The following is a 15457-nucleotide window of genomic DNA, read 5'->3' as shown; positions in this document are numbered from 1 at the left end:
GTGCCCGCATCCACAGCCACCGCACCGCACCCGCATCCCCTCGCCGCGGCCGCCCGCCTGGTGATGCTGGCGCTGATCGCCGTCCTGACCATCTTCGCCACCCGCGACCTCAGCCAGCTGTGGTGGATCGCGCTCCTGGCGGTGGCCGGGCTCCCGTCCCTGCTGGCCCCGCAGCACCGGCTGATCGCGCCGCTGAGCCGGGTGGCCGAGGTGGTGGTGCTGGGCCTGGCCGCGAGCCAGGTGGCCGCGGTGGCGTCGATCGGCACGGTCGCCGGGCTCGGCGCCTCGGCGGTGCTGCCCTACCTGGCGGTCCCGGTGACCGTCACCGCGCTGCGCCGCCACTTCTCCGAGGGCACCGCCCTGCTCGCGGTCACCGCAGCCACCCTGCTGGTCAGCGGTGCGCTCACCACTGTCGGCGGAGAGCTCCAGCTCGGCCAGCCGGGCTACCTCGCGGTCTGCGCGCAGTGGCTCATCCTGGCGGCGCTGGGGCTCTACGCCGCCGGCACCCTGCACCGGGTGATGGCCGTCCGTAACGAGGGCAAACCCCAGCCGTACGCCGAGGCGACCAGGCTGCTGACCCAGCTGCGGACGGTGGCCCGGCAGTTGCCCGGCGCCACCCTGGACCCGGGCGGCATCTCCGAGCACCTGCTGGAGGAGTTGCGCACGGTGGCCCAGGCCGACCGGGGCGCGGTGCTCTCGGCCAGTGGCGGCGGCCGGCTCGTGGTGCTCGCCCAGGCCGGCGTCGACCGGGTGGACTGGGAGACGACGCTGGACGCCGACTCGGCCATCGCCGACGCCTGGGCCAGCCAGCAGGCCACGACGGCCGCGCGCTCGCAGTCCCGCTCACACCGTGGCGGCGACGTGTCCGCGCTGATCGTTCCGCTGGTCGCCGGGGTCCGCACGGTCGGGCTGGTGGTGCTGGAGGCGGACGCCGCGCACGCGTACCCACCTCCGGTGGTGTCCCGGGTGACCGCGCTGACCCGCCCGGCCGCGCTGCGGCTGGAGGCGGCGCTGCTCTTCGACGAGGTGCGCTCGCTGGCCACCAACGAGGAACGGCAGCGGCTGGCCCGGGAGATCCACGACGGGGTGGCGCAGGAGTTGGTGATGGTCGGCTACGGCATCGACAACGCCATGGCCACCGTCTTCGACGACGCCGACGAGACCGCCGAGGCCCTGCGTACGCTGCGCACCGAGGTGACCCGGGTGATCCAGGAGCTGCGGCTGAGCCTCTTCGAGCTGCGCAGTGAGGTGGACCGGCAGGGCGGGCTGGCCGCCGCCATCGCCGAGTACGCGCGCACCGTGGGCGCGTCCGGCGGACTGCGGGTGCACCTCTCGCTGGACGAGTCCACCGCCCGGCTGCCGGCCGCCACCGAGGCCGAGTTGCTGCGCATCGCCCAGGAGGCGGTGACCAACGCGCGCAAGCACGCCGGCGCCTCGAATTTGTGGGTCACGTGCGAGGTCGACCCCCCGTACGCCCAGATAGAAGTGTCGGATGACGGTCAGGGGATGGCTGACCAGCGCCCCGACGGACGGTACGGTCTTGCGATCATGGCCGAGAGGGCGGAACGTATCCGGGGCCGGTTGGAGATCAGGCCGCGGCAACCCAGCGGCACTACCGTGGCCGTGGTTGTTGGCACCTCGTCCCGCCGAGATAACGTGCGCGACAGCGCAGCACCAGAAGGGGAGTAACCCGAGGATGACCACAAGTCCGACACCGGCCACCCGCACCAAGGTCCTCCTTGTTGACGATCATGACCTGATTCGCAAGGGCCTGCGCCACGCCTTCGAGCGCGACCGGCAGTTCGAGGTCGTCGGTGAGGCCGCCACGGCGGCGGAGGGCGTACGCCAGGCCGGTGCCCTGCAGCCGGACGTGGTGATCATGGATCTGCGGCTGCCCGACGGCAGCGGCCTGGAGGCCACCCGCGCGCTGCGCAAGTCCAGCGCGTCGATGGGCATCGTGGTGCTGACCATGTACGCCGGCGACGACCAGCTCTTCGGTGCTCTGGAGGCCGGTGCGAGTGCCTTCGTGCCGAAGACCGCCCCGGCCGACGAGGTGGTGGCCGCCGCGCGGCACGCCGCCTCCTCCCCCAGCGCGTTCACCGCCGCCGACCTGGCCGAGGCGATGAAGCGCCGGCTCGCGCCGTCCGGCCCGCAGTTGTCTCCCCGGGAGGGGCAGGTGCTGCGGCTGCTCGCCGACGGGATGAGCGTGGCCGGCATCGCCAAGCAGCTGTTCGTCAGCGAGTCCACGGCCAAGACGCACATCTCGAAGCTCTACGAGAAGCTCGGCGCGGCCAACCGGGCCCAGGCGCTGATGACCGCGCTGCGGCTCGGCCTGCTCGAAGCACCGGACGCGCCGAAGTTCTGACCCGCCCCCGCTCCTTCAGCGGGACCGCACGACCGACGGTCCGCGCCGGCTTCGGCCAGCGCGGGCCGTCGCGTATCGACCGACGTCGGCGGGTAACCTCCCGCACGCTATGGTCTGGCGTGCGTGGCGGGTGCACAATACCCGCGCGGGCGACGACGCCCGCGTCGCGGACTCGAGGGGTGAATCGCATGCAGCGGCCGGACTGGGCACCCGACACCATCGACATCGAGCGCCCGAGTGTCGCGCGGATGTACGACTACTACCTCGGTGGCTCGCACAACTTCGCCGCGGACCGCGCCGCGGCGCAGGCGATGGTCGCGGCGGTGCCGGAGGCGCCGCTGATGGCCCAGGCCAACCGGGCGTTCCTGCGCCGGGCCGTGCACCACCTCGCCGAGGCCGGAATCCGGCAGTTCCTGGACATCGGCTCGGGCATCCCGACCGTCGGCAACGTGCACGAGATCGCCCAGCGGCTCGACCCGCGGTCCCGGGTGGTCTATGTGGACGTCGACCCGGTGGCGGTGGCGCACAGCCGCGAGATCCTCGCCGGCAACGACCGGACGGTGGTGGTGCAGGAGGACCTGCGGCACCCGGAGGCGATCCTGGCCCACCCGGAGGTCCGCAAGCTGCTCGACCTGAGCCAACCGGTGGCCGTGATGGTCGTGGCCGTCCTGCACTTCGTCTCCGACGACGACCGACCGGCAGAGCTGCTGCGGACGCTGCGTGACGCCTTGGCCCCCGGCAGCTATCTGGTGCTGTCGCAGGCCAGCGACGACGGTCGCAGCGACGACGAGCGCGCCGAGGCGGAACGGGTCTACCGACGCACCGACAATCCGCTGTGGATCCGTAATCGAGCTGAGCTGACCGCACTCTTCGACGGGTTCGAGCTGCTCGACCCCGGCGTGGTGTGGGTGCCCCAGTGGCGACCGGACACCCCGGAGAGCGCGGAGGACGCCGAGCGCGCGGTCTTCATGGGCGGCGTCGGGCGACTCGGTGACTGAGACGCCCGAGGCGGCCACCCGTCCGGGCACCTTCGCCCGCGCCTGGGCGAAGGCGGTCTCCGGCACCAGCTACCTGCCGATGACCCAGGCCCAGCTGGAAACCATGCTGGACCGGCTCACCGCACAACTGGCCGGCGCGTTGCTCACGGAGCCGTTCGACCTGCGCGCCGGGTACCGGGTCGGTGCCGAGTTGGTCGCCGCGCACATCGCCTCCGCGGAGGGGCTTGGTCGTACCGTCGAGGTCATCCAACTTCGGTTGGTGCGCGACCTGGGGTTGGTGGCCGAGGAGGTCGAGGACCGGATGGCCCGGCTGCTGGCGGCCGTGGCGACCGGTTACGCCCGCGCGCTGCGCGACCGCACTCTCGACGAGCAGGAGTCGATCCGCCGGGCCGCCATGCGGGCCCGGACGCAGGCCGAGCGGGCGCTGCGCGCCAGCGAGGCCCGGTTCCGGCATCAGGCCACCCACGACCCGCTCACCGGTCTGCCCAACCGGACGCTGTTCACCGAGCGGCTCACCGCGGCGCTCAACGAGCCCGGCCGGGGCGCGCAGCGGGTCGGGGTGTGCTTCCTGGACCTGGACCGCTTCAAGGTCGTCAACGACACCCTGGGGCACCAGGTCGGTGACCGGCTGCTGGTCACGGTGGCCGAACGGCTGTGTCGGGCCATGGGTGAGCATCTGGTGGCCCGGCTCGGCGGGGACGAGTTCGTCATCCTGGTGCAACACACCGGCGGCACCGACGACATGGTGGCGTTGGCCGAGAGCGCGCTGGCCGCGGTCCGGACACCGGCGCTCGTCGACGGGCACGAGCTGCAGATCTCGGCGAGCATCGGCATCGTCGAGCGTCAGGTGGCCGGGGCCAACCCCAGCGACCTGATGCGGGCCGCGGACAGCACCCTGCATTGGGCGAAGTCCGCCGGCGGGGCGCGCTGGGCGCTCTACGACGCCGAGCGCAACCAACGCGAACTGGCCCGGTACGCGCTTTCCGCGGCGATCCCCGCCGCGCTGGAGCGGGGCGAGTTCTACCTGGACTACCAGCCACTGACCTCACTGCGCGACGGCAGCCTGGTCGGCGTCGAGGCGCTGGTCCGCTGGCGTCACCCGGAGTTGGGGGTGCTGCGTCCGGACAGCTTCATCGGGTTGGCCGAGGAGACCGGCCTGATCATCCAGTTGGGCGGCTGGGTGCTGGCCGAGGCCTGCCGCGAGGCGGAGGCGTGGGCGGGCGGTACCGTCGCCGCACCTTTCATCAGCGTCAACCTGGCGGTACGGCAGGTACACCGGCCCGGGTTGGTGCAGGAGGTTCGTGCGCTCCTGCGGCAGACCGGCCTGCCGCCGGAGCGGCTCCAACTGGAGATCACCGAGAGCACGATGATGAGCACCGCCGAGGAGCCGGTCCGCGCCCTGCGGGTGCTGGCCGACCTCGGTGTACGGATCGCCATCGACGACTTCGGCACCGGCTACAGCAACCTGGCGTACCTCCGGGATCTGCCGGTGACCGAGTTGAAGGTCGCCGGGGAGTTCGTCGCCGGGCTGCGGTCGCCCTCGGTCGGCCGCACCGACGAGCGGATCCTCGCCTCGCTGGTCTCGCTCGCGCACGCGTTGGACCTGACGGTCACCGCCGAGGGGGTGGAGACCGCCGGGCAGGCCGAGCGGCTACGGGCGATCGGCTGCGACGCCGGCCAGGGCTGGCATTTCGGGCGTCCGGCCCCCGCCGACCGGATCCTGGCCCGCATCCGCTGAACCCCGGGCGCGGCCCAGCCCGGGCGCGAGCATGATCCACTCGTCTTTCATGAAGTCGGGGCATGCCTGGCACGGGCGGCGACTCTCGACGGCGCGAGGCTGAGCCCGTCCCGGTATCTCCATCGAGCGTGATGCCTGTGAGTCATCTTGATGACTCACAGGCATCACGTTAACCTGCGGCACTCGGCAGGTCATGACACGCCCGACGACAGTCCAACAGGCCCACCGACGAGGTGAACGAGCGCAGCACCACGCCGACCGAGATAGACAGCGTCTACCGCTACTGGTAGACAATGTCTATGGACGCGGACGAGGCAGGCCTGCGCGGTCGGCTGGTGGCCGCCGGGGTGGACCTGGTGCTGCACGAGGGTCAGGCGGCGGTGTCACTGCGGGAGATCGCCCGCCGTGCCGGCGTCTCGCACGGCGCGCCGCGCCGCTATTTCCCCACCCACGTCGACCTGCTCTCCGCCATCGCCCGGGAGGGCTTCGCCGACCTCACCGCCCGCGTCGAGCAGACGATGCGCGATGTCGACCCGGACCCGCGTACCCGACTGGCCGCGCTGGCCCGGACGTACCTGGACTTCGCGGCTGCCCACCGCGGCATGTTCGAGCTGATGTTCCGCCACGACCTGCTGGACAGCGGCCGGCTGCGGCTGCGCGAGACGAGCCTGCCGCTGTTCACCGCGCTGGCCGACCTGGTGGCGCAGGTGCGTCGGCCCACCGACGCCCCCGCGCCGGTGCTCGCCGGCGCGCTCTGGGCCAACCTGCACGGCATCGCCCAGCTCTGGGCCTGGGGCAGCCTGCCCCTGGCCACCGGCGTCACCGACGACGACACCCTGCTGCACGCCGCGCTGGAGGCCCACCTCGGCCCGGCGCGAGCCTGAAGCTCGACCCCGGAGGACACGTGCCCCTGCTGTACGACGTCGCCAAGCTGACCGTCGGCGCCGCGCTCCGGATGGGCTGGCGGCCCCACGTGGAGGGGCTTGAGCATCTGCCCGGACACGGCGGCGCCATCCTCGCCGGCAACCACCTGTCCGTCGCCGACGAGTGGTTCCTTGTCACCTCGACGCCCCGGCACGTCACCTTCTGGGCGAAGGTCGAGTACTTCAACGGCCGCGGTCCGGGCGGCTGGCTCAACCGGCGGATCGTCGCCGGGATGGGCGCCATCCCGGTCGAACGCGCCGGAGGCCGGGCCGCCCTGCGGGCTCTCGACGCCGCCGTACCGGTGCTGCGCGCCGGTGGCCTGGTCGCGATCTACCCGGAGGGCACCCGCTCCCCGGACGGACGGCTCTACCGGGGCCGCGTCGGGATGACCCGGCTGGCCCGCGACGCCGGAGTGCCGATCATTCCGGTCGGCGTGCTCGGCACCGCCGAGGTGCTGCCGGTCGACGCACGGCTGCCCCGTCGACATCCGGTCACCCTGCGGTTCGGCCCGCCGATCCCGGTCGTCGACCGGATCCACGCGCCGCGGGACGTCCGGACGGTCACCGACGAGGTGATGGCGGAGATCCAGAAACTCACCGGCCAGGAGTACGTGCCGCACTACGCGCCGGCCCGGGAGAGCTGAACGGCGATCAACCGGCGAGCAGCGCCGCCATCCGTTCCGCCTGTGCCTCCCAGCGCCACTCCCGCTCCACCCAGGCCCGGCCGGCAGCGCCCAGCTGGCGGGCCAGGTCCCGATCGGCGAGCAGACGGGCCACCCGGTCGGCGAGCTGGGCCACGTCGCGCCCGCGTACGACGTAACCGGTCTCCCCCTCACGGACCGCGTCCGGTGCGCCCCCGGAGTCACCGGCCACCACCGGCAGGCCGGTCGCGGACGCCTCCAGGTAGACGATGCCCAGCCCCTCCACGTCGAGCCCCCGGTTGCGGGTGCGACACGGCATCGCGTAGACGTCGCCGGCCGCGTAGTGCGCCGGCAACTCGGCCGACGGCACCGAGCCGGTGAACACCACGTCCCGCTCCACACCGGTCTGTCGGGCCAGCTTCTCCAGGGTCGCCCGGTACGGACCACCGCCGACGATCAGCAGAGCCGCTTCGGGCACCCGGCGGCGGATCTCCGGGAGCGCCCGGATCAGCATGTCCTGACCCTTGCGCGGCACCAGCCGGGACACACAGACCACCACCGGACGGTCGGTCAACCCGAGCCGGGCCCGGACCTGCTCGCCGTCCACGGTCGGGTGGTAGGTGTCCACGTCGACCCCCGGGGCGAGCCGGCGCAGCTCGGTCACCCCGTCCAGCACGCGGGCCAGCCGGCTGCGGGTGTACTCGCCGAGATAGGTGGTGACATCCACACCCCGACCGATGCGCCGCAGCGCCGGCCGGGCGGCCGGCAACGCCGCCCAACCAATCTCGTGGCCGTGGGTCTGCGCCACCACCCGGCGTACGCCGGCACGCCGACGCAGGCCGGCGGCGAGCAACCCCAAGGGGGCCGCCGCACCGAACCACACCGTGTCGCAGTCGTACGCGCGCGCCAACCGCGCCGCCCTGCGGGCGATCAACGGGGTGGGCAGCAGCACCCGGGTGCGTTCCCGGATCACCTCGAACGGCTGGTCGGCGTCGAACTTCTCGGCCCCCCGCCAGCTCGACGCGTAGACGACCACCGAACCGGCCGGTTGCCGCACCGCGAGGTTGTGCACGAAGGACTGGATGCCGCCCGGACGGGGCGGGAAATCGTTGGTGATCAACAGTGTGCGGCTCATCGGCCGGCCTCCCGGGCGTACGCGCGCGCGGCGGCCATCCGCTCGACGGTGGACGGATGCGAGGCCGAGTAGAGGTATTCCCAGCGTGGCGGATCGGGGTCGCCGAGGTTGACCGAGCCGAGCCGGCGCTGCATCGACTCGAACGCCTGCGGGTCACGGGTCAGCGCGAGCGCGTGTGCGTCGGCCCGCGCCTCCACCCGTCGCGACATCAGCGCCTGCACCGGCGCGGCGACCAGGCCGGCCACCGTGACGAGTGCCAGCAGTAACGGAAACGCGCGTGGCTGGGCGACCGAGTCGACGCCGGCCAGCCGCAACAGTGGCCCCCACGAGCCGAGCAGATAGAGCGCCACCACGGCCGCCGCGGCGCCCAGCGCCCCGGTCAGCGTGCCCACCGTCACGTCGGAGTCCTTCGCGTGCCCAAGCTCGTGCGCGACCACGGCGGTCACCTCGGCCGGGGTCGCCTCGCGCAGCAGCGTGTCGTAGACGACCACCCGACGGGTCGGCCCGAGACCGGAGACGTACGCGTTGACCGCCTTGGTGCGCCGGGACGCGTCGGCGACCAGCACGTCGCGCACCGGCACCCCGTCGCGGGCGGCCATGCTCATCAGCTCGGTACGCAGCGGACCCTGCTCCATCGGCGTGAACTTGTTGAACACCGGCTCCACCAGCACCGGCAGCACGAACGACAGCAGCACCACCAGCAGAGCCGCACCCGCCGCGCCGAACGCCCACCACCAGCGCGGCGCGAACCGGATCACCGCGTAGAAGCCGACGAGCGCCACCGCGCCGATCACCGCGCTGACCGCGTACGACTTCAGCAGGTCGACCGCCCAGCCACTCCAGCCGTTGGTGCTCAACCCGTAGCGGGTGAGTACGCTCTGGCGCCAGGCGGCGAACGGCAGCGTCACCAGGTCGGCGACGAGCATCACGGCCAGCCCACCGAGCACCGCCTGCGCGACCCAGTGCCCCCCGAACGGCCGGCCCACCAGCTCGACCAGGCGACTGCCCAGCGGGGTCAGCCCGAGCGCGAGAGCGACGAGCAGCCCCACGGCGAGCGCGGTGTAACCGCCCGGGCGCAGCGCGGCTCGGAACTCCCGCCCCTTGGCCACCTGCTCCGCCGGCAGGTCACGCAGCGCGGCGAGCTGGTCGGCCCGCGGGGCCGGCGGTCGGTGCCACGGGATGAGCAGCGCGGCGATCACGACAAGCGCGATGGTCAGGCCGGCCAGGGTCAGCAGCGCCCACCCGCGCGGAGTCACCGCGTCACCGCCCGTCGTACCCCGCTCATCGCGCCACTCCTCCCGCCGTGACCGCTCATCCTATGGTCCGCGAGAAGCCCGCTTCCGGGCACGGTGTCGCGCTCAGGCGATCCGGCGGACAGCACGGCGGCGAGCCGCCGCGGTACGCGTGGGCGCGGCCAACACCTCCACGTCGAAACCGGCGCGGGCGAGCACCTCGATCGCCTCCACCTCGGCGGCGACCAGCCCTGCGGCCGGGGACGTCTCGTCGAACAGGGCGGTGAGCGGGCAGCCGGAGCAGCCGGCGTCCCGCTTCGCGCACCCGTCGCAGTCGATGAGCATCACGCCTCCTGATCGCTCGCGACGCACGGTCGGCGCACCCTGCCGTCGCCGACCGAGCACCGTCGGTCACATCGACGCTAACCACCGGGTACGACAGAAACCGCGTCCGACCGTCCGTTTGGGGGCGAGATCCACTCCAGATCAACGAAAACGGGCCATCCCACGCGGTCGGACACCCCGACATCATGGAACTCGAGTCGACGGCGGTCAGGAGCGGGCGAGCCGCCGCAGCAGCGAGTCGGCACCCAGCGGGTAGGCGCCGTGCCGGCGTACCCCGTCGGCGACCTCACGGTCGGACGAGACCACCACCACCGGCCGCCCCGCCGGCTCGGCGCGGACCAGTCGCCGGATCAGCTCGTCGGCGGTCTCGCCCTTGCGGGAGAACAGCACCCGGACGCCGCGCGGCGCGGGCGGCAGCCCGTGCATCCGCTCGGCGCCGTCGAAGACCACGGTGACCTCGTCGCCGGTCTGCGCGGCGATCCCGCCCAGCCCGGTGATCAGGCGTTTGCGCTGCTGCTCCAGCGACATCTCGCCGAAGCCGCGCTTGGTGACGTTGTAGCCGTCCACCACGAGGTGTGCCCGGGGCAGAGCGAGCAGTTGGTCGAGCCGCGCCGGGTCGTCGGTGTCGCGGGCACGTGCGGCGGGGCTGGCCGGAGCGGTGCCCGGCTGCTCGGCGAACGCGTCGGCGACGAAGTCGGCGGGGAGTTTGTCGACCGGGTCGAGCGCCAGCTCGCGGCGCAGCCCGACGGCGGCCTGACCGATGGTCTCCAGCAGCAGCCAGAGCCGGGCGTCGTCGACCGACCGGGCTTCCTTGGCGCTGGCCCGGGCCACCCCGGCGGCGGCCTCCGCCTCCGCCAGTCGGGCGCGGGCGCGGCGCAGCTCGGCGTCGACGTCGGCGCTGGCGCGCGCGGCCCGGCCGCGCTCGGTGGCCAGCAGTTCGGTGGCCTTGCGTTCACGGGCCTGGGTCTCCCGGAGGGTGCGGGCGACCTGCCGGGACTCCTCACGGAGCTGACCCAGCTCCTCGCGGACGCGGGCCAGCTCGTCGCGCAGCTTCTCCGCCTCGACCCGGGCCACCGCCCGGTCGTGTTCGGCGCGGGTGGCCCGCTGCTCGGCCTCGCGGACCAGCTCGGCGACGACCGCGCTGTCCGCCTCGGCACGCACGGCGGCACCGCTGGCGTCGATCAGCTCCCGCCAGCCGCGCGGCCGGGCCAGGTAGGCCAGCGCGGCGACCTCGACCGGGTCGGCGGCGGCGGGCGCGGTGCCCTCGACGACGGCGGCCCCGAGGTCGCCGGCGTCGGCCAGGACCCGGGCGGTGACCCGCTGCCGGAACAGCGGGTCGGCGGTGAGCTGGGCGGCGATGGCCGGCGCGCCGAGCCGGGCACGCCGGTTCGGGGCGAACTTGGCCACCCGACGCAACGGCACCGGCACCTCGTCGGCGGGCAGGGTGGGCAGGACCGTGGCGGTCAGCGTCACGATCCGCTGCCGGACCGGCTCGGGCAGCGTCGGCTCGGGCAGCGTCGGCTCCGGCTCACCAGCCGCGCCGTCGCCCGCCGTGGTCGGGTCGGATGCGTCGGATGTCGCGCTGACTACGTTGTCGTCCGGGTTGCTGGCGGCCCCGTCGAGCGCGACCAGATCCTCCTGCGGGAGGTGGTCGTCGGACGGCTCGGTGAGGGGCATGTGGCAAGTCTCCCACCGCGGCCGGGCCCACCGCCCGGTGAGTGAGCCGATCTCTCATCCTAGCCCCATGGTGACTGGTGGGACGGCTGCGACGCGAGTGTCGGACCGACGCGCTAGCGTGCCGCCGATGGCACAGGCGGAGTACGTCCAGGAGTCACTGGCCGGTCTCGACCCGACGGTGGGCGGGGTGGACCCGGCGTTGCCGCTCTACGCGACCACCTTCGTGGTGGTCGACCTGGAGACCACCGGCGGCGCGCCGGACGGCGGCGGCATCACCGAGATCGGGGCGGTCCGGGTGCGCGGTGGCGAACAGTTGGGGGTGTTGGCCACCCTGGTCAACCCGGGGCAGCCGATCCCGCCGTTCATCACCGTGCTGACCGGCATCACCCAGGCGATGCTGGTGCCGGCGCCGCCGATCGAGCAGGTGCTGCCCAGCTTCCTGGAGTTCATCGCCGACGCGGTGCTGGTGGCCCACAACGCCCCCTACGACGTGGGCTTCCTCAAGGCGGCCTGCGCCAAGCACGGCTACCGCTGGCCCAACCCCCGGGTCCTGGACACGGCGGCGCTGGCCCGCCGGGTGCTGACCCGCGACGAGGTGCCCAACCGCAAGCTGGGCACCCTGGCCGCCTACTTCCGCACCGCCACCCAGCCCACCCACCGGGCCCTCGACGACGCGAAGGCGACGGTCGACGTGCTGCACGGGCTGATCGGTCGGCTCGGCGGGCACCGGGTGGACACGGTCGGCGACGCCATCGAGTTCGCCCGCGCGGTCACCCCGACCCAACGCCGCAAACGGCACCTGGCCGAGGGGCTGCCCAAGGTCCCGGGGGTCTACATCTTCCGGGCCGCCGACGACCGCCCGCTCTACGTGGGCACCTCCGTCGACATCGCCACCCGGGTGCGCAGCTACTTCACCGCCGGGGAGAAGCGCGCCCGGATCTCCGAGATGCTGGCGGCGGCCGAGCGGGTCGAGGCGGTGGAGTGCGCGCACTCGCTGGAGGCGGAGGTCCGCGAGCTGCGGTTGATCGCCGCGCACGCCCCGCCGTACAACCGACGGTCGAAATACCCGGAGCGGATGGTCTGGCTCAAGCTGACCGACGGTCCCTATCCCCGGCTCTCGATCGTCCGCGACCTCTCCCCCACCGACACCGCGTACCTCGGCCCGTTCACCTCCCGGCGGGCCGCGGAGCTGGCCGCCGCCGGTTTCCACGACGCCGTGCCGCTGCGCCAGTGCACGCACCGGCTCTCGCTGCGCACCGTCACGCCGGCCTGCGCGCTGGCCGAGCTGGGTCGCTGCCCGGCGCCCTGCGAGCACAAGATCACCCCCGAGGAGTACGACGACAGAGCGGCCCGGCCCTTCCGCACCGCCACGACAAGTGACCCGCAGCCGGTGGTGGACGCACTGCTCGCCCGGATCGACGTGCTCTCGGCCGACCAGCGTTACGAGGAGGCCGCGGTGGTGCGGTCCCGGCTGGCGGCGGTGCTGCGGGCCACCGTGCGGATGCAGCGGCTGGCCGCGCTGACCGGGATCGTCGAGCTGGCCGCGGCCCGGCCGGCCGCCCGGGGCGGCTGGGAGTTGGCGCTGGTGCGGCACGGCCGGCTGGCCGGCGCGGGGGTGTCCCCGCCCGGCGCGCACCCGCGACCCACGCTGGCCACCATCCGGGCCACCGCCGAAACGGTGGCCGGCGGGCACGGCCCGGTGCCGGCGGCGACCGCCGAGGAGTCCGAGCGGATCCTGTCCTGGTTGGAACGACCGGAGACCCGACTGGTCGAGATGTCCTCCGGTTGGTCGTCCCCGGTGGGCGGCGCGGGGCGGTTCCGTGACCTGCTGGCGAAGGCCGAGAACGGCGCGTCTCACCAACTCTCGACCGAACGCTCATGACCAACTGACCGATCGGACTACGTCGACTCGCTTAGGCTGTTAGAGGAGTGCAGTCCTGCCCGATTCGTGGGCCTGCTCCCGCCGCCGGGTTCCGGCGTCGCGGAGCCGGGGTGAGGAGGTGTCCCTCGTGGACGTCGACGCCGGACACGGCGCCGCCCTGGGGGGCGCCCTGCCGACACAGCCGGGTGAGCTGCCGCTCGCCCGCCGGCTGCGGTCGTTGCTCAGCTGGCCGACCACCGACTCCGACCCGGTCACCCAACTGGTGCGCACCCACCGGGGCATCCACGCCGGCACCGATCCCGCGGTGCTGCGACGTGCGTACACGATCGCGGAAAACATGCACCGCGGGCAGTTCCGCAAGAGCGGTGAGCCGTACATCACCCATCCTCTCGCGGTGGCGCAGATCTGCGCGGAGCTGGGGATGGACACCACCACTCTGGTCGCGGCGCTGCTGCACGACACCGTGGAGGACACCCGCTACACCCTCCAGGCGCTCTCCGAGGACTTCGGCGGCGAGGTGGCCCACCTGGTCGACGGGGTGACCAAGTTCGACAAGGCGTTCTACGGCAAGGCCGCCGAGGCGGAGACGATCCGCAAGATGATCGTGGCGGCCGCCAAGGACGTCCGGGTGTTGATCATCAAGCTGGCGGACCGGCTGCACAACATGCGCACCCTCGGGGTGCGCTCGGCGTCGTCGCGGGAGCGCATCGCCCGCAAGACCCAGGAGGTGCTGGTCCCGCTCTGTGACCGGCTGGGCATCCAGACCCTCAAGCGCGAGCTGGACGACGTGGTGCTGCTGCACCTGGAGCCGGACGAGCACGCCCGGCTGGCCCGGCACGTGCACGACCGGCCGGGCTGGGACGCCTACCTCGACGCCGTGGTCACCCGGACCAAGGTGGCGCTGAAGCGCAGCCGGGTCGACGCCGAGGTGAGCCCGCGCCCCCGGCACCTCTACTCGATCTGGAAGGACACCATCGCCGGCGGCCACACCGCCCCGTTCGACCTGCCCCGCATCGTGGTGGTGGTCGACGGCCCGGCCACCGACTGCTACGCCGCGCTGGGCGCGATCCACGGCACCTGGCGACCCATCCCCGGGCGTTTCAAGGACTTCATCGCCTCGCCGAAGAACAACCTCTACCGTTCGCTGCACACCAGCGTCCGCGGCCCCCAGGACCGTACGGTGGAGGTGTTGATCCGCAACCAGGAGATGCACCGCTCCGCCGAGTACGGCATCGCCGCCGACTTCCGCTTCCCCCGCTCGGGGAGCAGCAGCGCCGCGGCCCGCGCCGAGCAGTTGGACTGGCTGCGCCGGGTGCTCGACTGGGAGCCGGACGCGGCCGACCCGGCGCAGTTCCTCGAGTCGTTGCGCTGCGACCTCGCCGAGGGTCAGATCCAGGTCTTCGCCGAGGGTCGGCAGGTCGTGCTGCCGGGCGGCGCCACCCCGGTCGACCTCGCGTACGAACTGGGCAACGAGCGGGGCGACCACTGTCTCGCGGCGCGGATCAACGGTCGGCTGGCCCCGCTGAGTTCGGAGCTGGACGAGGGCGACGTGGTGGAGATCTTCACCGAGAACGACGGCGACAACGGGTTCGAGGCCGGGGTCGCCTCGCGTGGCCCGCGGCGGGAGTGGTTGAGCTTCGTCAAGTCGCCACACGCCCAGATGCAGATCAACAGGTGGTTCGCCGAGCACACCGAGCCGGGCATCACGATCAGCGACAAGGTCCGTCTGGGTCGGGCGACCATCGGGCTCACCCTGCGTCAGCACAACCGGGGTCTCGCCAGCGACCTGCCGCTGTTGCGCCTCTCGGAGGAGTTGGGCTATCCCGACCTGGAGACCCTGCTGGTCGCGGTCTTCGACCGGGTGATCGAACCGGACACCGTGGTACGCCAGCTCATCGACCTGGTCGACCATCGACAGTGACCGGGACCGGCCCAGCGCGTCCGAGGAACATTCGTGACCACTAGCCTGGAGTCATGATCCCCCGTTCCCGCGCCACCGGTCGGGCCATCTTCTACCAGGCTTTCTACCGGCTGCCGCTGCCGGTGCGCCGGCGCCTGGTCAAGCTGGCGATGCCGAAGTACATCGTCGGTGCGGTCACCCTGGTCCGCGATTCCGAGGCACCGGGCGCAGGACGGCTGCTCATGCTGCGCCAGCCGCCCGGCAAGGGCTGGTCACTGCCCGCCGGCCTTCTGGACCGCGGCGAGGCCCCGGTGGTGGGCGCGGCGCGCGAGCTGTTCGAGGAGTCCGGCGTCCGACTCCCCCCGTCCCGGCTCCGTCCGGCGGTGCCGAACGCGATCGTGCACGCCAAGGGTTGGGTGGACGTGGTCTTCGAGGCGGAGGTGCCGGCGTCCGGCACCGAGCTGGCGGTCGACGGCGCGGAGGTCTTCGAGGCCGCGTGGCACCCGCTGGACGACCTGCCCAAGCTGACCTGGCCGACGGCCCGGCTGCTCGCCTACTACGACATCGGGCCGCTGGCCGGGCAGTTCCCGCCCCCGATCCCCGACGACCTGCCGTGACCGG

13 protein-coding genes are annotated in these 15457 nt (G+C 73.1%); 9 read left to right on the top strand and 4 right to left on the bottom strand.

The genetic code is table 11. The features are described 5' to 3' along the window. From AB0O48_RS21310 to AB0O48_RS21285, 6 genes are all read left to right on the top strand, one after another. Entirely contained in the window at window positions 1–1689 is a 1689-nt protein-coding gene (locus AB0O48_RS21310) for a GAF domain-containing sensor histidine kinase (protein WP_357245149.1), read from the top strand. Between the two features lie 7 nt (window positions 1690–1696). Continuing rightward, window positions 1697–2365, top strand: a complete 669-nt coding sequence (locus tag AB0O48_RS21305; protein ID WP_007072219.1) for a response regulator transcription factor — start codon at window positions 1697–1699, stop codon at window positions 2363–2365. Window positions 2366–2553: 188 nt separating this feature from the next. Continuing rightward, on the top strand, window positions 2554–3363 hold the full coding sequence (locus AB0O48_RS21300) for an SAM-dependent methyltransferase (RefSeq protein WP_357245147.1): 810 nt from the start codon (window positions 2554–2556) through the stop codon (window positions 3361–3363). A 79-nt stretch (window positions 3364–3442) separates the two neighbouring features. Continuing rightward, a complete protein-coding gene (locus AB0O48_RS21295) occupies window positions 3443–5101 on the top strand; it encodes a bifunctional diguanylate cyclase/phosphodiesterase (protein ID WP_357245213.1) in 1659 nt (552 codons plus the stop codon). Between the two features lie 299 nt (window positions 5102–5400). Continuing rightward, window positions 5401–5985: a TetR/AcrR family transcriptional regulator gene (locus tag AB0O48_RS21290; protein WP_357245145.1), complete on the top strand. Its 585-nt coding sequence runs from the start codon at window positions 5401–5403 to the stop codon at window positions 5983–5985. 20 nt (window positions 5986–6005) lie between these two features. Beyond that, complete coding sequence (locus AB0O48_RS21285; RefSeq protein WP_357571460.1) at window positions 6006–6668, top strand: lysophospholipid acyltransferase family protein; 663 nt, start codon at window positions 6006–6008, stop codon at window positions 6666–6668. Between the two features lie 7 nt (window positions 6669–6675). On the opposite strand, the gene AB0O48_RS21280 is transcribed toward AB0O48_RS21285, so the two are convergent. The 4 genes from AB0O48_RS21280 to AB0O48_RS21265 all read right to left on the bottom strand — a co-directional run bounded on the left by AB0O48_RS21280 (window position 6676) and on the right by AB0O48_RS21265 (window position 11054). Continuing rightward, window positions 6676–7800, bottom strand: coding sequence for a glycosyltransferase family 4 protein (locus AB0O48_RS21280; protein WP_357571459.1), 1125 nt, complete (start codon window positions 7798–7800; stop codon window positions 6676–6678). Then, on the bottom strand, window positions 7797–9056 hold the full coding sequence (locus AB0O48_RS21275) for a M48 family metallopeptidase (RefSeq protein WP_357245139.1): 1260 nt from the start codon (window positions 9054–9056) through the stop codon (window positions 7797–7799). The genes AB0O48_RS21280 and AB0O48_RS21275 overlap by 4 nt, the downstream gene beginning before the upstream one ends. Window positions 9057–9158: 102 nt before the next feature. After that, window positions 9159–9377, bottom strand: coding sequence for a hypothetical protein (locus AB0O48_RS21270; protein WP_357245137.1), 219 nt, complete (start codon window positions 9375–9377; stop codon window positions 9159–9161). A gap of 207 nt (window positions 9378–9584) precedes the next feature. Further along, window positions 9585–11054 (bottom strand): NYN domain-containing protein, encoded by a 1470-nt coding sequence (locus tag AB0O48_RS21265; protein ID WP_357245135.1) that lies wholly within the window; start codon window positions 11052–11054, stop codon window positions 9585–9587. A 127-nt stretch (window positions 11055–11181) separates the two neighbouring features. Between AB0O48_RS21265 and AB0O48_RS21260 the strand changes: the two genes are divergently transcribed. From AB0O48_RS21260 to AB0O48_RS21250, 3 genes are all read left to right on the top strand, one after another. Next, window positions 11182–12936: a DEDD exonuclease domain-containing protein gene (locus AB0O48_RS21260; RefSeq protein WP_365067794.1), complete on the top strand. Its 1755-nt coding sequence runs from the start codon at window positions 11182–11184 to the stop codon at window positions 12934–12936. Between the two features lie 127 nt (window positions 12937–13063). Continuing rightward, window positions 13064–14857 carry an HD domain-containing protein gene (locus AB0O48_RS21255; RefSeq protein WP_357245210.1) on the top strand — a complete coding sequence of 598 codons (1794 nt, stop codon included), beginning with the start codon at window positions 13064–13066 and terminating at the stop codon, window positions 14855–14857. A gap of 53 nt (window positions 14858–14910) precedes the next feature. Then, window positions 14911–15453, top strand: a complete 543-nt coding sequence (locus tag AB0O48_RS21250; protein WP_357245131.1) for an NUDIX domain-containing protein — start codon at window positions 14911–14913, stop codon at window positions 15451–15453. The last annotated feature ends 4 nt before the right edge of the window (window positions 15454–15457 follow it).

It is taken from the genome of Micromonospora sp. NPDC085948 (genome assembly GCF_040686315.1).
In the GTDB taxonomy this organism is placed as follows: Bacteria; Actinomycetota; Actinomycetes; order Mycobacteriales; family Micromonosporaceae; genus Micromonospora.
Note: the sequence above shows the minus strand (reverse complement) of the source record. Positions and strands in the feature narration are given on the sequence as shown.